Genomic DNA, 21,252 nt, shown 5'->3' with positions numbered 1-21,252 from the left:
CGTGGTCATGTTGCCCGTCGCCGCCCTGCTCCGCCATCGCACGCCGCTCGTCGCCGCGTTGCTCGGCCTGGGTGCGGCCTCGACGGGGCTCGCGCCTTCGGCCGACGGTGACATCTGGTGGCACCTCGCGGCAGGTCGCGAGATGGTCGCTCGGCGTGGGCTCCTGTTCACCGATCCCTTCTCGGTCAGCGCGCAAGGGCGTGACTGGGTCGACGTGCACTGGCTTTTTCAGCTTGCGGTGTACGCGGTGCACCAGGCGGTCGGTCTCGTCGGGCTTGTTTTGGTCAAGTGCGCGCTGATCGGCCTGGGCGCGGGCTTCCTCTACTTCGCGCTCGAAGCGCGGCGCGGCTCGTGGGCGAGGGGGCTCCTCGTGACGTCGCTGGTCGGAGGGCTTCTGGCGGCTCGCTCGCTCTTGCTCGTCCGGCCCGTGATAGGCACGCTCGTCCTGCTCGCGTTCTTCTGGTTCGCGCTCGAGCGCTATCGGCGCGACGGCCGGGTCCGGCACCTGCTGCTATTGCCCCTGGCGCAGCTGGTCTGGGCGAATTTCCAGGGCCTTTCGGCGCTTGGCCCCGCGGTGATCGCGGCGTACGCGGTGGCGGCGCTCGGCTGGGCGAGCTTCGGCCAGACGCGTGCGTGGCCATTTGCGCGCGAACACGCCGGTGCGCTGGCACCGTGGGCGCGGGTACAGCAGCTGTTCGCGACGCTAGGGGGGTGTTTGCTGGCGACGTGTCTCACGCCGTTTGGCTTTCGCGGCGCAGCGTTGCCGGCGCTGCTGCTCGGGCGCCTGTTGCCCGGCGAACACCAGGTCTTCGCCCACGACGTGGCGGAGAACCTGCCGCCCTTCGAGCTCGAACGCCTGTCCGACGGCGAGTTCTGGCACTTCAAATGGTGTTTGGCCCTGCTCGCTCTGTCCGTGCTCCTGGCCGGGCGCCGCTTGAGACTGAGCCATGCGCTGCTGCTGCTCGGCTTCGCGGGGCTGGCCTTGATGAGCAACCGCAACGTGCTCCTGCTGTACTGGGTCGGGGCGCCGATCTTCGCGGTCAATCTGGCCCCGGCGCTCCGGCGGCTTTGCGTCTCGAGCTTTCGCCGCGCGGGCGTGCGCGTGGCGGTGGGCCTCAACGCGGCGCTCCTGGGCGCGCTGCTGCTCGTCTCGGCGTCGGCGGCGGCGCGCGAGCCGCCGCTGGCGGAGCCGAGCCCGTTCCGGGTGCCGGCCGAAAGCGCTGTGCGCCTCGACGCGCTGCCCGGGGGCGACGTCTTCGCGGCCGATCATTACGGAGGCTACCTGATCTGGCGGCTCTATCCGCGGTTTCGGCCCTACATTGACACTCGGCTCGTGTTGCGCACCGCCGACGAGTTCGCCGAGTACCTGAGGCTGGCGGACGAGCCAGAGCGCTTCGAAGCTTTTCAGGCGCGTCACTCCTTCGCCTACGTGGTCTTGCCGGTGATGTTCCCCGAGCGCTACCAGCGCTTGATTGGCCACCTGTACGCGAGCGCCGATTGGAAGCTGCTCTACACGGACGGCTCGGAGGTGCTGTTTGCTCGCCGCGACCTCACGCCCGGCGTCGCGGAGCAGCCGTTCCGTGAAGCCAGCGAGACGGACCGCACCTTGGTCCAGCTGGGGCAGCGCTTCGCGGACTCCCCGAAGGTGCACGCCGCGGCACGCCTGAGCCTGGCCACGTTGCACGGCGTGCTCGGTCAGCTCGAGCAAGCGCAGCGTACGCTCGCGAGCCTCGACACGCCGCAAGCCCGAGCCCTCGAAGCGCGTCTTCGCTTTGCAGCGGGTGAGCTCGATGCCGCCGAGCGGCTCGCCCGGCAGAGCCTGGTTTCCCAGCACGACGACGTCGGGAGCCTGAATCTCATGGCGTTGATCGCCCTGCGAAGGGGCGAATCGGCGCAAGGCCTGGGCTTTCTACGGCGTGCCTTGCGCGTCCGGCCCTTCGACCCCGAAGCGACGCGGATTTTGGTGAACTTGGAGGAGAGTCGACGATGAAAACACTTCTCAACGTGGGCCTGTCCAGGTCTCGGTGGGCGCTCGTTTCCTTGTTCGCGCTGGTCGGCGGGCTCGCCTGCGGGGTCGTCGAGCACCCGCACGACACGCAGGCCGTCGGGACGGGTGACGACTTCGGGCCTCCGAGCGGCGCTGGAGGGGCGACCACCACGGGTGGAGCTTCGGTTGGCGGTGCCATGACCGCGGCGAGCGGGAGCGGTGGCGGCGGGAGCAGCGACGCGGGGTCCGGCGGTGGGCCGGCGCCTTCGGGCGTGACCATCAACCTCGGAGGCGTTGACGTCCCGAGGGAGCGCGCGATCGCCTTCATTCACATCGGCCACTCCAACATGGCCGGTCGCGCCACGAGGCCCCAGAGCTCACGCCCGTTCCATTTCACGGAGACCCATCCGCACGCCTTCATGTACCACCCCGGCTCGGCGCCGGAGCTCGCGATCGAGCCGAAGACCGCGGGTGACACCGCCGCCGGCGGGCCGGGTACGGCGCTGGTCAAGGAAGCCGCGATGCTCGCGCCCGACAACTATTTCATCTCGCTCGGGTTTGGGTGGCCCTCGGCCTACTGCTCCCAGTTCGTTCCGGGCGGCCTCTACTACGACCAGCTGATCGCCGCGCCGAAGGCCATCAAAGGGCGGGTGACCTTTGGCGGTATCTTCATCTATCTCGGGATCACCGAGCGACACGGCTCTGCCGCCGATCGCTCCGGCTTCCCCGAATGCATCAATACTCTCGTGACCGCCATTCGCAACGACGTCGGCGAGCCCACGCTGCCTGCGTTGATGAACGACTACGAGGTGGAGAGCTCGGGCGAGTTCGTGGTCGGCGGCGCCGTGGCGAACGCCATCCGTCCCGAGATCGAAAGGTGCCCGAGCGTGGTGTCGAACTTCGCGCTCGTCTCGGCCGAGGGCGTGGGCATGCAAGACGACCATCACTTCAATCTGGACGGCCATCGCACGTGGGTGCAACGAGCGCTCGCGACGATGAAGGACAAGGGCTGGCGCCCGTGGGCACCGTGAGCCGCTGAGATGGTCTTTTCCAGCCATATCTTCCTGTTCTACTTCTTGCCGCTGGTACTGGCCGCGTACTACGCCCTGCCGGGCCGGGGCCGCACGGCCCTCATCGCCGTGTCGAGCTACGTATTTTACGGCTGGGCGAACCCGAGCTGGGCCGTGATCATGTTCTTCGGCTCGAGCGTCGACTACGTGTGCGGCCTCTTGCTCCTGAAGATGTCACGGCTGCCCGACGTCGACGGCTTACCGCCCGTGATTGGTCCCGAGGTCGTGCGGACCCGCCAGATGAAGCTGGTGCTGGCGACGTCCATCGTCACCAACCTCGGGCTGCTCGCGGCGTTCAAATACACGGGCTTCGTCGCCGAGAACATCAACGCGCTCGGCGCGCTCTTCGGCAGCTCGACGCAGATCGTGCCGGTCTTGCACGTCGTCTTGCCGGTGGGCATCTCCTTTTACACGTTCAAGGCGATGAGCTACGCCATCGACGTGTACCGCGGTGACGCCCGACCGATGCGGCGCTTCACCGACTACATGTGTTTCGAGGCGTTCTTCCCCGACCTGGTGGCGGGCCCCATCATCCGTTATGCGGCGATCGAGGAACAGATGCGCGTGCGCCAGCACACGCTCGAGAAGTTCGCGCGCGGCGTCGCGTTCTTCTCGCTGGGGATGGGCAAGAAGATCCTGCTGGCCAACCCGATGGGGCACATCGCCGACACGGCGTTCGCCGGTGGCGCCAAGCACTTCTACGACGCGTGGTTCGGGCTGGTCGCTTACGCGTTCCAGATTTACTTCGATTTCTCCGGCTACTCGGACATGGCCGTGGGCCTGGCGCTGATGCTCGGCTTCGTGCTGATCCAGAACTTCGACTCACCCTACAAGTCGCGCAGCATCACGGAGTTCTGGCGGCGCTGGCATATCAGCCTGTCCACGTGGCTGCGCGACTATCTGTACATCCCGCTCGGTGGCAACCGCAAAGGCCCCCTGCGCACGTACGCCAACTTGATGGTTGTCATGTTGCTCGGCGGGCTCTGGCACGGCGCCAGCTGGAACTTCGTGATCTGGGGCGGCATTCACGGCGGCATGCTTGCGGTCGAGCGCAGGCTCGGTAATGCTCATCCGCTGCGCCGCCTGCCGCCTGCTGTCGGCGTCGCCTTCACCTTCCTGATCGTGTGCTTGTCGTGGGTGTTCTTCCGCGCCAAGACGCTCGAGCAGGCGGTGACCTACCTGGGCTCGCTGTTCGGGCTCGCCGCCGTTTCGTCGGCGGCGGACGTCGTGGCGGGCGCGCTCCACCCGCGGTACTACGTGGGGCTATTCGCTCTGGCCGCGGTCGTGATCTTCGGCATGCCCAACAGCTGGGAGCTCACGAGGCGCCTGTCCTTGCCCCGTACCGCCTTCGTGGCGGCCACGATGGTGCTCGCGACGTTGATGATGTGGACTCAGACCATCAACCCGTTTCTGTACTTTCAGTTCTGAGGCCGCGCGATGCAAAGTACCCTGCCTCCCTCGTCCTCCGCCGTCGAACACCGTGGCGGTCCGACCGACCCCACAGGCGACGAGCAGCTGCGCCGCGGTATCATCGCGACCGACGTGAGTCGCGGCGCGGCCTGGCTGCTCACGCTGCTGTTTCTGGGGGCGATCTACGCTGTTCCGCTCGCGCAGGCTTACCTCGAGAAGCGCGAGGATGAGGAATCGCCTCTCGCGGATCTGGTGCGCCGCCCACCGACGGCCGAGAACCTGCGTCAGATCGAGAAGGGCATCGAGGATGCTTCGTACGCCAAGTCCTGGGTCCAGCCCCGCGTGCAGCTGCTGCTCACCCGTCTAGCTCGTGTGGGCAACAAGCTCGCGGTCGTCGGACACGGCGGCTGGCTCTATTACACGCCCGGTGTGCAGCACGTCGGCGGGCCCGGGTTCTTGGAGCCCGGGGTGCTGCGGGGCCGCGCCAGGGAAGCCCTCGACGCAGGCCAGGAGCCCATCCACCCGGATCCGCGACCCGCCATCTTCGCGTTCCAGCAGGCGCTCGCGCAACGCGGGATTCGCCTCGTGCTCCTGCCGATGCCGGACAAGGCTGGGATCGAGCCGGGTCCACTTCTCGGGCGTGATGGGCGCGCCGAAATGGCGCAGAATGTCGACTACGACCGCTTCCTGAGCGAGCTTCGAGCCGCCGGCGTGGCCGTGCTCGACGCGCGCCGCAGCGTGCCTGAGCCCCGTACCGAGCCGCTCTTCCTGGCTCAAGATACGCATTTTACGCCCGGCTACATGGAGCGCATCGCCGGCGACCTCGGGCAGCTCGTGATCGGGCTTGGGGTATTGCCAGAGCTGGCAGAGAAGCCCGTGCTGCACGGCGTCCCGCAGCCGGCTTCGCGCGTCGGTGATCTGGTCGACATGCTCAAGCTGCCCGACGATCAGAGCCTGTTCGAAGCGGAGAGCGTGGTCGTGCGCCAGGTGCAGGACGCGGCCGGCACGCCCTGGGAGCCTGACGAGAGCGCCGACGTGCTCCTGCTCGGCGACAGCTTCACCAACATCTTCACGCTCGAGGGAATGGGCTGGGGCAACGCGTCCGGCCTGGCCCCGCACCTGGCGCTGGCGCTTGGTCGCCCCATCGACGTGATCGCGCAGAACGACGCCGGTGCCTTCGCCACGCGCCAAGCGCTCGCGCGCGAGCTGAACGCCGGCCAGGATCGCCTGGCGGGCAAGCGCGTGGTGGTCTGGGAGTTCGCTGCGCGCGAGCTGTCGGTCGGAGATTGGATTCCGCTGGATTTCCCGACTCCCAAGCCTGCGGGGGCTCCGTAGGATGCCGACAGCCCTGGTTACCGGCGCCGCCGGCGTGATGGGCGCCCGCTTGACGGCGCGGCTGCGCAAAGCGGGCTGGCAAGTGCGAGCGCTCGTGCTGCCTGGTGATCCGTTGCGAGCCCGCATGGATGCGCTGGGCTGCGACGTGCGCGAAGGCGATGTCAGGGATCCGAACACATTGGCCGGCGTGTGTCGCGGCGTCGACCTCGTCTACCACTTGGCCGCCATCATCATTACCCACGACCCCACGATGTTTCAGCGCGTCAACCGCGACGGCACGGCGCACCTCGTTGCGGAGGCGCGAAAAGCGGGGGTGCCGCACTTCGTGTACGTCTCGTCGGCCTCCGTCGTTTACCCCCGTCGCACGCGCTATGCCGAGTCCAAGCTCGAGGCCGAGCGTCTCGTCCAGGGCTCAGGGCTCACCTACACGATCGTGCGGCCCACGCTGGTTTACGAGCAGCGCGGCGGTCAGGAGCTCCTGATGTTCCTCGACTACTTGCGGCGGTTTCCGGTGGTGCCGTTCATCGGCGCCGGGGGCGCGCTCAAGAGGCCCGTTTGGGCCGAGGATGTCGTCGACGGCCTCGTGCGGCTCGCCGATGCGCCGATCGCGCACGGCAAGACCTACAACTTCAGCGGCGCGGAGGTGATTTCGATGCGCGAGCTCGCGGAGCTGCTGCTGCTTCATCACGATCGGCCTCGGCCGTTCTTGCACCTGCCGGTGTGGGCGTGCCGGGCGCTGGCGGCCGTGCTCCCCGTGTTCATGAAGCGGCCCCCGCTCACCTCGAGCGCGATAGCCGGCATCGTCAACGACGCCGATCTCGACCCGACCGAAGCCATGAACGACCTCGGCTACGCGCCGCTCGGCGTGCGCGCCGGGTTGCGTCGCTGTTTCCCTTCACCCGCCGTCGAGGCGGCCACCCTCGCACCCCGCGCGAGTGAAGCTCGAGAAAGGACAAATTAGATGAGCCTGCGTTTCCCACTGCGGCAAATTGGTACTCTGTGCTGCTCGACTGTGCTCGGATGCTCGGCCTTTTCGGGCGAGCCCCCGAAGGGCGCCGACGAAGCCCCGCCCGCGGAGGACGTCGCGCTGATGCGCGAGGTCGGCGAGAAGGCCAGCGGCACCATCGTCTGGTCGAGCTCCCGCGTGGGCAATCACGACCTGTTCACGATGAAGACCGACGGCTCGGACGTCAAGCAGATCACCAAGGGCGACGAGGTCGACTGGTTCCCGAGGTTCTCTCCGAGCGGCGAGCAGATCCTGTTCTGCCGCAGCAAACAAGGCTGGGTGAGCGAACGCGACGCCAACACCAGCGACAAATGGGACATCTACACGGTCAAGCCGGACGGCTCCGAGCCGAAGAAGGTCGTCGAGAGCGCGAGCTGGGGTAGCTGGATTTCGGAGGATGAGATCCTGTTCGTGCGCGGCACGAAGGTCTTTCGCAGCAAGGTCGGCAGCGGCGAAGAGACGCAGTTGATGGACAGCGAGGGCGTATCCGATCTGGACGGCGCCTTGCTGCAGCAGCCGGAGCTCTCGAGTGACGGCAAGTACCTCGCCATCACGCTGCGCGGCTCGAAGCGCGAAACCGGCATCTGGAACATCGCCAAGAAGGCCTGGACCCAGACCGGGCTGGGCTGCCAGGTGAACTGGACGCCGGATCAGACGGCCATCTACTGGGTTCACCCGACCGGGAACGGCGATAGCCGGGTGCTGCGCATGCCGATCGATGACGGCGCGCCGCCGAAGGACGTCGACCTCGACAAGCTCCAGTTCATGGACTTGCCGGGTCGCCGCTCGCACGAGTACTTCCCGCAGCTGTCGCGCGACGGCAAATGGATGGTCTGGGGCATCACCCAGCGCGGTCACGACCACGACACCGCCGACTACGAGATTTACCTGTGGGAGGTGGGAACGCCGCCCGAGAAGGCCGCGCGCCTCACCTTCAACTCGGCCAATGATCGCTGGCCCGACGTCTTCATTCCGTCCGCCGGGAGCGGCTCACCGTGAGGGAAACGCGCATCGCCGTGGTCGGCGCGGGCGGCTTCATCGGCTCGCACCTGGTGCCGGCTTTGCTTGAACGCTTTGCCTGCCAGGTCGACGCCGTCGACGTGGATTTGACCAAGCTCGAGTGCTGGGACCCGCGCGTACGGCGCATCGAGGCGCGCGTCGAGGCGCCGGGCCTCGTCGAGGACGTGACCGAGCGCTGTCAGGTCGTGATCTCGCTCACGGCGCTTTGCAACCCAGCCCAGTACTCGACCATCCCGCTGGAGGTCATCGACGCCAGCTTCACGCACCTGTTGCCGCTCGTGAAGCGCTGCGCGGAGCGCGCCGTGCGCTTGATTCATTTCTCGACCGCCGAGGTTTACGGGCGCACCGCGCTGGACGCGCAGGGGCTGCCGACCGCGCGCATGCACGAGGACGACTCGTGCTTCGTGCTCGGCCCGGTGGGGCGCGAGCGCTGGACGTATTCGTGCGCCAAGCAGCTGCTCGAGCGGGTGATCTGGGCGCACGGTCAGCACGGCGCGTTGCCGTTCACGATCATTCGGCCCTTCAACACCATCGGCGCGCGCATGGACTTCCTGCCCGGCATCGACGGGGAGGGGACACCCCGCGTGCTGGCCTGCTTCATGAGCGCGCTGCTGCGAGGGGAGCCTTTGCCGCTCGTGGGCGGCGGCGCGCAACGGCGGGCGTTCATGGACGTGAGCGACATGGTCGAAGCCGTGTGCCGCGTGCTCGAGCGGCCGAAGCAAAGTAGAGGTCAGATCTTCAACATCGGTAACCCGGACAATAACGTCAGTATCGCGGAGCTCGCTCGGCTGCTAGCGGACGCTTTCGCTGAGCGGTTGCCCGAGCGCGCGCCTGCCCAGTTTCGCGCGGTGTCGGCCGCCGAGTTCTATGGCCCCGGCTACGACGACACGCAGGAACGCATCCCCGACGTTCAGAAGGCGCAGCGACTGCTCGGTTGGAAGCCCCAGCGACGCCTGGCCACCTCCTTGCCGCCGATCGTGCACGACTACGTCGAGCGCTACGGCGGTCGCGTCGCAGCGGCGTCCTCGCTCTCCCGGCTCGCGAGCTCCGCATGAAGGTAACGGTCGTCATCCCTGCGTACAACGCTGCCCGGCACATCGAGTCGGTGCTGGAGCGCGTCGGCGGCTTGGCCTTGTCGGGGCCCACCCACGTGGTGGTCGTCGACGACGGCAGCCGTGACGACACGGCCCGTCGGGTCGAGCGCTACAGCTCGTCGGCGTTTCGCCTCAGCTTGCTCCGGCGGCGCATCAACGGCGGTTACGGTGCGGCGATGAAGGACGGTCTGGCCAAGGCTCGCGCCGATGCGCCGGAGCTGGTCGCCTGTATCCACGCCGACGGTCAGTATGCGCCCGAGGCCTTGCCTGGGCTGATCGGGGAGCTTTCGCGTCGCGGGCTCGATCTGCTGCAGGGCTCGCGCATCGCCGCGGGCACGGCCTTGCAGGGGGGTATGCCCCTCTACAAGTACGTCGGCAATGCGCTGCTGAACCGCATCGAGAACCGGACGCTGTCGCTCTCGATGACTGACTACCACAGCGGCTACCTTCTCTATGGGCCGCGCGCGCTGGCGCTGCCGTTTCACGGCTTGTCTGACAGCTTCGATTTCGATCTGGAGGTCATCGCCTCGGCGCGGGCACGTGGGCTTTCGGTCGGCGAGGCGCCGGTGCCCACGCACTACGGGGACGAGGTCTCGCACCTGAACCCGCTGACGTACGGGCTCCGGGTGCTTCGAGTGATGTGGAACTATCGTCGAGGTCGCTATGACGCAGCGTAAGCGCGCACTCGGGGTTTGGGGCTTGCTCGCCGCCGCATCGGCGCTTGGCATCGTCGCTTGTCACGCCGGGTCTACGAAATTTCCCTGGGGTGATGCGAGGGCGGGCACGCGCGTCGAACACGCTCACGTCCATACGCTGAACGAAGGCTATGCGCGGACGCGCTCGCAGGTCTGGGTGCGTGAGGTGGCACGCCCGACGCGCGCCGCGCTGGACTACGCCGCGTATCACAGCAACTTCATGATCGCCGACCCGGAGCCAGAGACGCCCATGTCGGCTGCGGGCACGCCCGACACCTCGCACCCGTTCGCGGGGCAGCTCGACCAGGGCAGCCTGACGGGCGATCTCGCGAAGACGCCGCTCTCGCCGGTCGAGCAGCGGCAAGCGTTGGCCTTCGCGCCGCTGTCGGAGTTCTTGCAAGCGCGCAAGGTAGCGGGGGCCGAAGCGCTGGCCGAGGTCGGCTCAGCCGTGCGCAGCGAGCGGTGGGGCCTGCAGTTGCCGCCCGGCACCTCCGGCCAGCTCCTGAGCGAGGTGTTCGTTCATCAGGCCGCGTCGGGCGCGGTGGAGCTGTGGGCCAAGGTGGAGTTTCAGCCTTGGTTCAAGCCTTTTGCGGGCTCCGCCGATCAGGACGGGGACGGCTTTCCCGAGCTCTATGGCCGGGTGGCGCCTGGCGTCGTCACTCCCGCGCTTGTGGCTGCGATTCAGAAGGACTACGTGGATCCAGTGCTGTCGCCGAGCGAGGTGAAGGCCTGGGCGAACCAGCTCTCGTCGTACTGGTACCCGTCCTTCAACACCGATCTCATGCCGGTGGGACCGAGCTTTCCGGACGCGCAGACCGAGCCCTACATCAAGCAAGAGCTGGGCGGGCGCGCCTTTCCGGCGCCGACCATCGTGCTGCGCGGCAAGCCGCAAGGCAAAGCCACGTACAACGTCTTTCTGGTGCGTGGCGAAGGCGCGGAGCCCGCGGCCGCTGCGCCCGCGAAGCCGGCGCTTCGGCTGAGCAAGACACGTCCGTCGCCGAATCCCGCGCCGGGGCTCGAGACGGTGCAGCGCGAGCTGGCCCAGGCGGGCGGCTCATGGCCGACGTGGATGGCCAAGCTCAGGCCGACCCATGACGCCCTGAAGAAGCGGCTGAAAGGCATGCCGCCGAAGGTCAAGGCGCTGGCTGGGCGAGATGGCTTTCTGTTCTACCGCAACGACCTCGAATACGTCAGCGGTGGTGATCTCGAGCAGCAACGCAAGGGAAAGAACCCGCTGCCGGTGATCCTCGAGTTCAAGAAGCTGCTCGACGAGCAGGGGGTCGACTTCTTGTTCGTGCCGGTCCCGACGAAGCTCGAGGTGTATCCGGAGAAGCTGGACCCCGCTTTCACGGCGCTCTCGGGTCAGGTCATCAATCCGGCTTTCCGCAAGCTGATCGAAAGGCTCAGCAAGGAAGGCGTGGAGATCGTCGACCTGCTGCCGGCATTCCTGCAGGCAAAGGTCACGAGCGCAGCGGAGCCGTTTCTGTTCCAGCGCCAGGACACGCACTGGACCGACCGTGGGCTGCGCTTGGCCGCAGACCTCTTGGCCACCCGCGTGAAGAAGTACCCCTGGTACGCCGAGCTCGCCAAGCAGAAGCGCGCTTACGACCTGCGCGAAACCAGCTTCACCCGTTTCGGCGATCTGCATTCGCGACTGCCGGAAGCTGAGCAGAAAAAATACGCGCCCGAGACGCTCGTGGCGCACCGGGTCGTCGCCGACGGCAAGCCGTACGACGACGACCCGGATAGCCCGGTCGTGCTCCTGGGCGACAGTTTCACCGCCGTCTATCAGCTGACGGACGCCGAGCACGCTGGCGTCTCGGCGCACCTCGCGCGTGGCATCGCGTATCCGCTCGACTTGGTCATGAGCTACGGCGGCGGCCCCAACGTGCGGCAAAAGCTGTTGCGCCGCAGCGTCGAGGCGCTCGGCACGAAGAAGCTGGTCATCTGGATGATGACGGCGCGTGATCTCTACAACTACTGGGAAGACTGGGAGCCGCTGAAGAAGCCATGAAGCGCCGCTCGCTCCTGCTCCTGCTCTTGCTCGCGGGCAGCGGCTGCTCACGCGTTCCGCGCCGAGAGCTGGCGTTCGGCCGCGCCCTGATCGGCCTGGTCCGTGACGCCGCGCTTGTCGACGAGAGCCAGGTGACCTGGAGCCTGACGGAGCTTTCGCGTCTCGTCGACGAGGCGGAGAGCGCGCTCGCTTCGTCGCCCCAGCGCTCACCTGCTACGGTGTTGAGTGAGCTCTTGTTCGGTCGTTGGAGCTTCGTGCGCGAGGTGGCCGACACGAATCTGGCCTTCGTGTGCCTGCCCGGCGTGCTGGAGCGCCGCCGCGGAAGCTGCGTTGGCCTTGGTACCTTGTTTCTCGCGCTGGCTGACGCGCTCGGCTATCCGGCGTCCGGGGTGATGATGCCTGGACACTTCTACGTGCGGGTGCAGGAACAGGGCGGCGCGCGCAACGTGGAGCTACTGCGCGCCGGTGAGGCGATGCCGGACGCGTGGTACGGCCAGCGCTTTCCGGTGCCGGGCGGCTCGGCGCGCGAATACGCGCGTCCACTCAGCCAATCCGAGGTGCTGGGCGTCGTCGAATACAACGTCGGCAACGAGCGGCGCCGGCAGCTACGGCTGACCGAAGCGCGAGCAGCCTTCATCCGCGCCACCGGCTTCTTTCCGGAGCTGTCCGAGGCCCACGCCAGCCTTGGCGCCGTCGAACAGCTGCTCGGTAATCTCGAGAGCGCGGAGGCAAGCTACCGTCGCGCTTGCAACGCCAATCCGCACTTGCCAGGCATCGAGCAGAACCTTTCGCTTTTGGCAGCGGAGCGCACGACCGCGACGACTCCGCGGGCGTGCCCGCTGCCGCCGAGCTACTGATTGGCGAGGGAGTCTCGCCAGGGCGTGTCGGCAAAGCTGCTCGCGCCCCGAATCGTCGCTCGTCCTCCCTCGAGCTCCTCAAGGGTAGCCGCTCCGCAGACCACGTCTTTTCGCTGGCCAGATTCGGTTGCACGCTACATGACGTCAGATGAGAGCCGTGCCCTAGCGTATTCCGGGCCGACGTGACGGCCGATTCCGAGCGCACGTGACGGCTCGTTCCGAAGGGACGAGTGCGCCCTGGGCACCGACAGCTGCGGCGCGAACGCCGCGTGCACCAACACGGCGGGCTCGTTCACCTGCGCCTGCGACGCGGGCTACTCAGGCGACGGCGTGACGTGCACGGACGTCGACGAGTGCGCCGCCGCTACGGCCAACTGCGACGTGAACGCGACGTGCACCAACACGGCGGGCTCGTTCACCTGCGCCTGCAACGTGGGCTACTCCGGCGACGGCGCCACGTGCACGGAGATCGACGAGTGCGCGTCCAACCCGTGCCAGAACGACGGGACCTGCACCGACGGCCTTAACAGCTACACCTGTGAGTGCTTGCCCACCTACGAGGGGACCCCCCCCGGCGGCGGCAGCTTCGGCGCGCCCACGCTCATCTCCATCGCGGGCACTGGGGGCGTGCAGTCGAGCATCGCCTGCCGCGATCTGAACGGCGACGGCTCGTCCGATCTCGTGGTGACGAGCTCCGGCTCCGCACGCCTGTCGATCCTCCTCAACCAGGGCAACGGCACGTTCGCGAGCGGCGTTCAGTCCGCCGCCGCGCCGACCACGAGCGCCAACTCGGCGCTGGGGGTCGTGGCCAGTGATTTCAACGGCGATGGCAAGCTCGACGCCTACATCCTGGTCACCACGTCATCGGGCGGCGTCCGCCCGATGACCGGCAACGGCAACGGGACCTTCGTCGCTGGCCCGGTCGTCCCGACCGGCACCTCGCCCGGGCCCAACGCCATCGCCGCCGCGGACCTGGATGCCGATGGATACGACGATCTCATCCTGACCAACAGGGGATCCGGCACCCTCACCGTGATCCCCAACGGACTCTGACCCGCCTTTTCGCCCTTTTTGGGTTTACGTGGCTCGCCTGGTTGGAGCATCCTACGTGAGCTGAAAACTCTCCATCGACGGAGGATCGTACGCAGTCGTTTCGCACGATGAGGGGCGCGCTCTGCAGCTGAGGCATTCAGGCAGCAGCAGTAGCAGGAGCAGCGGAGCGCGCCTGGACCCGGGGGGCTGCTCGTGCTTGATGCCGTGATGTGCGCGGTACCGGGCAAACGGGCCCGATGAGGTGGTGTACGCTGATTTTCGCGCGACCTCAGCGCGGGATCCGGTGGCTCGCGCGGCACCCCCCCCGGGGCTTCAACAACAAACAGAGGACAAACCATGAGCTATCGCAAGAGCTCTCTTTTCAGCTGTCTGGCGATCCCGGCATTCTCCAGCCTGCTGTTCGCGAGCTGCACCAGCGCCGGCCCCTCCGTGGCCGACGGCGATGACAACGAGGACGCGGGCGGCCAGGGCTGCCTGGCCGTGAACGCGCCATGCGACCCCACGGTGCCGTGCTGCGACGGCCTCACCTGCCAGAGCGGCACATGCACCGATGTGAACGAGTGCGCCCTGGGCACCGACAGCTGCGACGCGAACGCTACATGCATCGATGCGTCGGGCTCCTTCACCTGCGCTTGCGACGCAGGGTACTCCGGCGACGGCGTGACCTGCACCAACATCGACGAGTGCGCCGAGAGCCCATGCCAGAACGGCGGGACCTGCATCGACGGCATCAACAGCTACACCTGCGCGTGCTTGCCCGGCTTCACCGGCGACAACTGCGAGACCGCCATCGACGAGTGCGCCGAAAGCCCATGCCAGAACGGCGGGACCTGCGTCGACGGCCTTAACAGCTACACCTGTGAGTGCTTGCCCACCTACGAGGGGACCAGCTGCGAGGCATGCGAAGGCACCCTCGCGGACTGCAACGGGCTCACATCCGACGGCTGCGAGGTGAACCTCCAGAGCGACGCCTCCCACTGCAACGCCTGCGACAGCGCGTGCGCGACGGGTCAAATCTGCTCGAACGGTGGCTGCGAGGACCCGCCCTCCGGCCAGGTCCCCGGCACGCCGATCAACGTTTCCGCGCCCCACAACCCGCTGGCTCCGGCGGTCGCCGATGTGAATAACGACGGTGAGCTCGACATCCTGGTGGCCAATGCCGAATCCGGGTCGTCGACGACCCCCTCGGGGTCGCTCTCCGTGTTTCACGGCAACGGCGACGCGACCGTCCAGCCGGAGCTCTACACCCCGGGCGCCCCGCTCTCCAGCAACGCGGTCGTGGCGGTGGACGTGGACGGCGACGGGTGGCTCGACGCCGTCACCGTCGACGGCCAGACCAACCTTCCCACCAGCAACGGGAGCATCAGCGTCTACCGAAACCTGGGCCCGAGCGCGCCCGGAACCTTCGGCGCGCCGACGAGCTTCACCACCGGCACCCCCGGCTCCGTCCACCTCTGCACCGGGGACTTCGATCACGATGGGGCGGCCGACATCGCCACCACCAGCGTGACCCTCAACCAGGTGAGCGTGATCATGGGCACCGGCGGCGGCAGCTTCGGCGCGCCCACGCTCATCTCCATCGCGGGCACCGGGGGCGTGCAGTCGAGCATCGCCTGCCGTGATCTGAACGGCGACGGCTTTTCCGATATCGTGGTGACGAGCCCCGGCTCCGCGCGCCTGTCGATCCTCCTCAACCAGGGCAACGGCTCGTTCGCCGCGCCGGTCGCCTACACCAACGCCGTCAATGGCCAGACGGCGGGCATCGCCTTCGGTGACGCCGACGGCGACGGCAAGCTCGACATCCTCTCGAACGGCGCGGCCGGCCGGTACCTCTTCTTCTTCAGAGGGAACGGCAACGGCACTGTCGCGAGCGGCGTTCAGTCCACCGCGTCGTCCAGCGCGATCGCCAACTCGGCGCTGGGGGTCGTGGCCAGTGATTTCAACGGCGACGGGAAGCTCGACGCCTACATCCTGGTCACCACGTCATCGGGCGGCGTCCGCCCGATGACCGGCAACGGCAATGGGACCTTCAGCGCGGCCCCGGTCGTTCCGACCGGCACCTCGCCCGGGCCCAACGCCATCGTCGCCGCGGACCTGGATGCCGATGGGTACGACGATCTCGTCCTGACCAACACGGGATCCGGCACCCTCACCGTGATCCCCAACGGACTCTGACCCGCCTTCTCGCCCTCACGCTGCGTGCCGTCCGGGAAGTCTACTGACGAGACCGCCCGGACTGGCAGGCAGCGCTCCCCGAAGCTCGACGGAGCGACTCACGGTCTCCCCCCTCCCGCAGGCACGTCGTAGGATGTCGGTGAGGTGGGGGAGTAAGGGGAGTGATACCTGGGCACCGGCCGCGCGGAGGCCATCAGGGGCTCGCCTTCGCACGGCGGCCGGTGAAGGTGTCGGAGGCGATGGGCTCGCCGGTGTCTGTCGAAAGATCGAGCGGGTCTTCCCCGTCCTCGAAGGTGCGCACGACGAGGGAGCCGGCGATGTCGTCGCAGCCCTGGCCGACCGTGTCGAGGACGATATCGAAGCGCTATCCCGGCGCCGTCCATCACGCCCTCGCGCTCGACGTCTATCGCCGCGGCGACTACGCGGCTGCCCTCATCGAGGCCGAGTCCATCGCCCCCCTCCACGTCGCCTGGAGCGCGCTCGACCGCGCCGTTGCCCTGGCTCGCCTCGGCCGCATCGCCGACGCCCGCAGGGCCGCTTCGCCGGTGCGGCGCGCCCTTGCCGAGGCCTTCGCTTGCCTCGAGATCGCGTTCCCTGGCGCGCAGTCACTTGCTTCAAGGCTTGAAACGCCCGACTCGGTCGTCGAGTTGGCGATTTCAAGCCTTGAGACGGCTCACTCGGCCGCCGAGTCGGCCGTCTCAAGCCTTGAAACGGCCCGCTGGGCCGCCGAGCCGGCCGTCTCAAGCCTTGAAACGGCCCACTCGGTGACCGAGTCGCCCGCTGCAAGGCTTGCATCAAGCCTTGCAGCGGGCCGCGGGCTCACGCGTCCGGCGAGGCCCCCGGCTGGGCGGGCGGCGCGGCCGCCGGCGCGGGCGGCGTGGCCGCCTGGCCAGGCGGGAGGGCGTCGCTGACGCCGGTCGTGCGGTGGACCTCGGCGAGATCGTCGAAGATGAGCGGCAGGAGCTCGGGCTTGCCCAGGTGGGCGAGCAGCCCGCGCACGAGGCTCTTGTTCGCGTTGTAGACACCCAGCCAGGCCTCGCGCGCGGTCGACACCTCGGGGCCGAGCTCGACGCGCTCGACGCGCGTGGCGCGCTGCTGCCGCTCGAGGATCCCGAGCTTCTCGTGCACCTCCCTGAGCTCGGTCAGCCATACGTCCGCGCCCCGGACCTTCTCGCGCTGCCTCTCGAGCTCGTCGGCGATGTGCCCGACGGCGGCGGTGAGCTTGGTGATCCGCCGGCGCGCGAGGACGCTCGGCATCTCGCCGCGGAAGAACAGCCTTGGATCGACCGGCCTCCCCTTGAGCGAGTCGAGGTACGAACCGAACCGCACGATCACGTCGCGCGCCTCGTCGAGCACCTCGGCGCTGTCGAGCTCCGGCGCCGGCTTGGGCTGGCGATCGAGGAGCTCGGACATCGCCTGATCGGCGAGGAGCTGCTTGCCCATCGCGAACTCGACCATGCCGTCGAGGGCAGCGACCTTGCCCATCAGGACCGCGGCCATCTGCTCGCGCGCGAACTTGCCGTAAATCTTCGTCTCGAAAGGATCGATATAGGGGTCTGCCACAGGCGCCTCCTTGGGTTGAGCGAAACGCGCTGATGCTGGCAGGCGGCGAGGGGGCATGGCAATGGCTCATGGCCTCATCGGGGCGGAATGGCACGAATCGGACGCTCTGCGGGGCCGACTGCGCCGGGGCGCGGGCTGCTGCTCCCTGTCTCCCTGTCTCCCTGTCTCCCTGTCAATTGCGGCGCGGCTTTGCCTGCAGCCGTCGCATGAGCTCCTCGCGGTCTCTCGCGTAAGCGCCTCGCGGGAAGTCGCGCCGGTGTCGCTCGAGCAGGAGCCGCACGGCGTCGTGGCGACCGGCGGCGAGCGCCGCGAAGGCCTGCCGGATCAGCCGGGCCTCGGACGAGGGCAACTGGATGCCTTCGCCCCGGCGAGGGCCGGGCGGGTATCGCGGCCTCGGCGGGTCGCGGCGCGCGGTCGTGAGGGCGCCGCTCACCTCGCCTTGGGCCCGCTCCTCCGAGGGCACCTCCGGGCCCGCGGGGACGGCGCTGTCGCGCTGAGCGGGCCATGCGGCCTGCGGGGAGCGAAGCGCGACCGCATGGGCGCTCGGCGGCGGGATCTCGCCGCGCCCGCCGGGGGCCAGCAGGGCGAGCGCGCCCGCCACGACGCCGGCCGCGGTGCTGGCCGTCGATCGGCGGACGGCATGTGTGGGTGCCAGCGACGTGTTCCACGAGCTCGCCGCGGGGCGGGCCACGCCGTGAGACGGCGCGCGCCGGAAGGCGCGGCGAGCCCGGTCGAGCAGCCGCCGCAGCCGGCCTCCCTGGAGCGGCCCCGAGGAGGCGCGCGCTTCGGTCGCGCCGAACGCGAAGGCGAGCGGCGCGATCAGGGCGCCGCGGCCGCGCCTCCGCGCTTGCCAGCGCCGCGCGGCGGCGTCGAGGCTCAGCCGCGCGAGCCGGAGGTCGTTCCACACGGTATTGCGCGGCATCGCGAGCTCCTCGGCGATGTCCTGGACCGCCTCCTCCTGGAGGTCGTGCGCGACGAGGATCGCGCGGCGCCGCGGGGGGACCTCCTGGAGCAGATCCGCAAGGATGTCGCTCTGTTCCGCCTCGATGAGCCGTGTCTCGGAGTCCGGCGCTCGGCTGGAGAGGCCTTCCAGCGCCTCCTCCGGCCACAGCTCTTCGTACCGGCGATGGGCGCGCTTGCGCTCGTTGGAAGTCAGGTTGAACGCGATCCGCAGGAGCCAGGTGCGCACGGTGGCGATGCGGGGATCGAACCGGGGCAGCGACCGAGAGGCGCCGTGGAAGATCTCCTGGACCAGGTCGTCTCGATCCGCGCCGCGGAAGCCCTGGCGCTCCACGTAGCGGCGGACCGTCTCCAGGTGCTCGGCCATGATCGACTCGATGGTGAGCGGTGCGTCCGCGGCGGTGCTGTCGGTTTTGCGAGACGATTTCCCCATGCCTGCGTAGTTACCTGGCGAGCTCGTTCGACATTTGAAATTCGGCATGTCGGGCTGAGCCGAGGCAGGCCTGTGGCGTGAGCGCTCGGCGCGCCGCGCAGCAGGGCGAGCATGCTCGCGGCGCGACCCGAATTGCCTGACGGTCGAGTCGATTCCGTCACTTTCTCCGGACCAAGGCGGCTTGACCGAAAAGAGAGTCGACGCGTAGTATGCCGCGGAGATGGCGTCCACAGGACGGTTGCTTCTCGCGGTGGTCGCCGCAGCTGTCGTGTGGAGTCGCGCGGCGGTGGCCGCCGGGGAGGAGCCTTCTGCTGGACCGTCCGGAGCGGCCATGATGCGCTCCGAGGCCGAGGAGGCGTTCGCGCGGGGCGAGAAGGCGCGGCGCGCGGGGCGGTGGCAGGACGCGGAGGCGGCGTACCGCGCGGCGTGGAAGGCGGATCCGCGGCCGGAGTTCGCGGGGAAGCTCGGGCTTTCGGAGCTCGCGCTGGGGCGGCCCCGGGACGCGGCGGAGCACCTGCGGGAGTCGCTGGTGTATCCGGAGACGCTCCAGCCGGCGGCGCAGCGGCGCTTCCGGGCGGGGCTCGAGAAGGCGGAGCGCGAGGTCTCGTTCGCGACCGTCGCGGTGAGCCGGCCCGAGGCCGAGGTGTTCATCGACGGCCAGTCGATCGGCCGTGGACAGGGGATGTACTTCGTCTATCTCGATCCGGGGCGGCACGAGGCGCGTGGCACGCTCGAGGGGTATGTCGATGACGTCTATCCGTTCGAGGCGGAGCGGGGGAGGGAGTCGATGGTCGGCCTTCACCTGGAGCCCAAGCCCCCGCCGCCGGCTGCGCCCCCGCCGGTTGCATCTGCGTCGATTGTGGCGCCGGTCGCGCCTGCGCCGGCCGCGACGCCCGGGGGGCCGTCGGCGGGAACGGTGTTCCGCGTCGGCGGGTTCGCGCTCGCGTCCGCCGGGCTTGCGCTGGGTACGGGCTTCGCCGTGGCAGCGGCGGTGCGCGGCGGGGAGGCGGAGGCGCAGGCCGCCCAGATCCGCCAGCGCAACGGGGCGGCGGCGTGCTTGTCCAAGGCATACGCCGAGCCGTGCGGTGTGCTGCGCGAGATGATCGACGCGCGCGACACCCTGAAGGCCGCCGCATGGGGGAGCTTCATCGGCGCCGGCGTCGCCGGCGCGGTCGCGCTCTCGTCGCTCCTGTGGGCGCCGGCGCCGGGGAAGCGCGCTGTGCGCGCGGCGCCGCTCGCGGCTGCGCGTGGCGGGGGCGTGATCTTCTCTGGCAGCTGGTGAGGCTGCGCCGGAGCCGGAAGGAGCGGTGCTGATGCGGAGCGTGCGGCAGAGAGGGCTGGCAGGGCTTTGGCTCCTCTGCTTCGGAGGGGTGGCGGCGGCCAGCGGGTGCGGCGGCGCCGGGGCGTACGACTGCGCAGAGGCGGTCGCGTGCGAGATCCGGAGCGACGACGGCACCAGCAACGGGCACTGCTGGGGGCAGTGCGTCCACGCGCCGCCGGACTCCTTCGGCGCGCCGGAGCTCGTCTGGACGGGGCCCGAGGTGCTCGCGCCGGCGTCGTGCGCCGAGCTCGTGCGGATCGTCCCGGGGACCGGCGAGCGGATCCCGCTCACCGACGCCACGCGGACGCTCTTCGCGCGGGCCATGCCGGAGCCGGCGCACGGCTGCCCCGCCTGCGCGTGCACGGCGCCGGCGTGCGCGCTCCCGCAGACCGTGACGGCGAGGTCGATCGAGGCGTGCGGCGACGGCAGCATGGGGACGCAGACGTCGTTCCTTCTGCCGGCAGGCTGGGACGGATCGTGCATGTCGCCCGGCACGGTGACGGCGGAGCAGCTCGGCTCGCTCTCGATCGGCCCGGCGATCTGGGAGCCGTGCACGCCGATCGTGGCCGACGAGCCTCCGCAGCCTCTCGCGGGAGGCGTGGCCGAGGTCGTCGTCGGGTGCAGCGGTGTGGTGGAGGACGAGCTGTGTCCGGGAAAGGGGGAGCTCTGCATGCTCGAGCAGCAGCCGGCCCATCTGCCCGACGGCTGGCGTCACTGCATCGTCGGGGATGGGGATCTGGGCTGCCATCAGCCCGAGGGAGGAGCGGACCCTCGGAAGATCTTCTCGGACAGGGTGGGGGTGTTCTATGTGAACCTGGTGACCGCGCCCGCGTGCTCGCCGTGCACCTGCGAGGCGCCGGCGACGAGCCGGTGCGAGGCGCTCGTGGTCGCCTGGGAGGATGCCGCTTGCAGCGACATCCTCCTCGGCGTCGATGTGAACGAGCGTGGGATCTGCCTGGTTCCTGAGCCGACCTCCAGCTTGGCCAGCGTGAGCGCAACGTGGCTCTCGAACGAGCCCGGGACGTGCACGCCGACGCGCGGTAAACCCGACGACAAGATGGACGGCAGGGCCAAGACGGTCTGCTGTCTGCCGAAGGCGCTGGAGGCGCCGTGACGGCCTGGTCGAGAACACCGGCGAGCGGCGGGCGCACCGCCCGCGGCAGGAGCCAACCGAAGGTTCAGGGGGTAGGGGCTCCTCGGGAGCGCGTGGGGAAGGCGGTGAGGTCGCGATGAGGTGGAACAGAAGGTGGTGGCTCCTG

Annotated in this window: 16 protein-coding genes; 14 read left to right on the top strand and 2 right to left on the bottom strand. The window is 68.9% G+C overall.

Going from position 1 to position 21,252, the window contains the following annotated elements:
- Positions 1-7 precede the first annotated feature (7 nt).
- The 12 genes from WMF27_RS27290 to WMF27_RS27235 all read left to right on the top strand — a co-directional run bounded on the left by WMF27_RS27290 (position 8) and on the right by WMF27_RS27235 (position 15,716).
- Positions 8-1,990 (top strand): tetratricopeptide repeat protein, encoded by a 1,983-nt coding sequence (locus WMF27_RS27290; RefSeq protein ID WP_437765939.1) that lies wholly within the window; start codon positions 8-10, stop codon positions 1,988-1,990.
- Positions 1,987-3,018, top strand: a complete 1,032-nt coding sequence (locus tag WMF27_RS27285) for a sialate O-acetylesterase (RefSeq protein WP_437765940.1) — start codon at positions 1,987-1,989, stop codon at positions 3,016-3,018. Before WMF27_RS27290 ends, WMF27_RS27285 begins: the two co-directional genes overlap by 4 nt.
- A 9-nt stretch (positions 3,019-3,027) precedes the next feature.
- Positions 3,028-4,485, top strand: coding sequence for an MBOAT family O-acyltransferase (locus tag WMF27_RS27280; protein WP_437765941.1), 1,458 nt, complete (start codon positions 3,028-3,030; stop codon positions 4,483-4,485).
- Positions 4,486-4,494: 9 nt separating this feature from the next.
- Entirely contained in the window at positions 4,495-5,802 is a 1,308-nt protein-coding gene (locus WMF27_RS27275) for an alginate O-acetyltransferase AlgX-related protein (protein ID WP_437765942.1), read from the top strand.
- A 1-nt stretch (position 5,803) separates the two neighbouring features.
- On the top strand, positions 5,804-6,763 hold the full coding sequence (locus WMF27_RS27270) for an NAD-dependent epimerase/dehydratase family protein (protein WP_437765943.1): 960 nt from the start codon (positions 5,804-5,806) through the stop codon (positions 6,761-6,763).
- Positions 6,764-7,807, top strand: a complete 1,044-nt coding sequence (locus WMF27_RS27265) for a TolB family protein (RefSeq protein WP_437765944.1) — start codon at positions 6,764-6,766, stop codon at positions 7,805-7,807.
- Positions 7,808-7,824: 17 nt separating this feature from the next.
- The gene (locus WMF27_RS27260) at positions 7,825-8,883 is read left to right on the top strand and encodes an NAD-dependent epimerase/dehydratase family protein (RefSeq protein WP_437765945.1); all 1,059 of its coding nucleotides are present in this window, start codon (positions 7,825-7,827) and stop codon (positions 8,881-8,883) included.
- Positions 8,880-9,599, top strand: coding sequence for a glycosyltransferase family 2 protein (locus tag WMF27_RS27255; protein WP_437765946.1), 720 nt, complete (start codon positions 8,880-8,882; stop codon positions 9,597-9,599). Before WMF27_RS27260 ends, WMF27_RS27255 begins: the two co-directional genes overlap by 4 nt.
- Entirely contained in the window at positions 9,586-11,631 is a 2,046-nt protein-coding gene (locus WMF27_RS27250) for an alginate O-acetyltransferase AlgX-related protein (protein WP_437765947.1), read from the top strand. The genes WMF27_RS27255 and WMF27_RS27250 overlap by 14 nt, the downstream gene beginning before the upstream one ends.
- A complete protein-coding gene (locus tag WMF27_RS27245) occupies positions 11,628-12,488 on the top strand; it encodes a transglutaminase family protein (protein ID WP_437765948.1) in 861 nt (286 codons plus the stop codon). Before WMF27_RS27250 ends, WMF27_RS27245 begins: the two co-directional genes overlap by 4 nt.
- A gap of 192 nt (positions 12,489-12,680) precedes the next feature.
- The gene (locus tag WMF27_RS27240; protein WP_437944542.1) at positions 12,681-13,541 is read left to right on the top strand and encodes an EGF domain-containing protein; all 861 of its coding nucleotides are present in this window, start codon (positions 12,681-12,683) and stop codon (positions 13,539-13,541) included.
- Between the two features lie 336 nt (positions 13,542-13,877).
- Entirely contained in the window at positions 13,878-15,716 is a 1,839-nt protein-coding gene (locus WMF27_RS27235) for an FG-GAP-like repeat-containing protein (protein WP_437765949.1), read from the top strand.
- 819 nt (positions 15,717-16,535) lie between these two features.
- Here WMF27_RS27235 and WMF27_RS27230 read toward each other — a convergent pair.
- Both WMF27_RS27230 and WMF27_RS27225 read right to left on the bottom strand, forming a co-directional pair.
- On the bottom strand, positions 16,536-17,279 hold the full coding sequence (locus tag WMF27_RS27230; protein ID WP_437765950.1) for a hypothetical protein: 744 nt from the start codon (positions 17,277-17,279) through the stop codon (positions 16,536-16,538).
- Between the two features lie 172 nt (positions 17,280-17,451).
- Complete coding sequence (locus WMF27_RS27225) at positions 17,452-18,672, bottom strand: RNA polymerase sigma factor (protein ID WP_437765951.1); 1,221 nt, start codon at positions 18,670-18,672, stop codon at positions 17,452-17,454.
- A 331-nt stretch (positions 18,673-19,003) separates the two neighbouring features.
- Between WMF27_RS27225 and WMF27_RS27220 the strand changes: the two genes are divergently transcribed.
- On the top strand, positions 19,004-19,954 hold the full coding sequence (locus WMF27_RS27220; RefSeq protein ID WP_437943086.1) for a hypothetical protein: 951 nt from the start codon (positions 19,004-19,006) through the stop codon (positions 19,952-19,954).
- A 31-nt stretch (positions 19,955-19,985) separates the two neighbouring features.
- Positions 19,986-21,107 (top strand): hypothetical protein, encoded by a 1,122-nt coding sequence (locus tag WMF27_RS27215; RefSeq protein WP_437765953.1) that lies wholly within the window; start codon positions 19,986-19,988, stop codon positions 21,105-21,107.
- Positions 21,108-21,252 lie beyond the last annotated feature (145 nt).

Source organism: Sorangium sp. So ce281 (assembly GCF_051527395.1).
Classification (GTDB): Bacteria; Myxococcota_A; Polyangia; order Polyangiales; family Polyangiaceae; genus Sorangium; species Sorangium cellulosum_B.
Note: the sequence above shows the minus strand (reverse complement) of the source record. Positions and strands in the feature narration are given on the sequence as shown.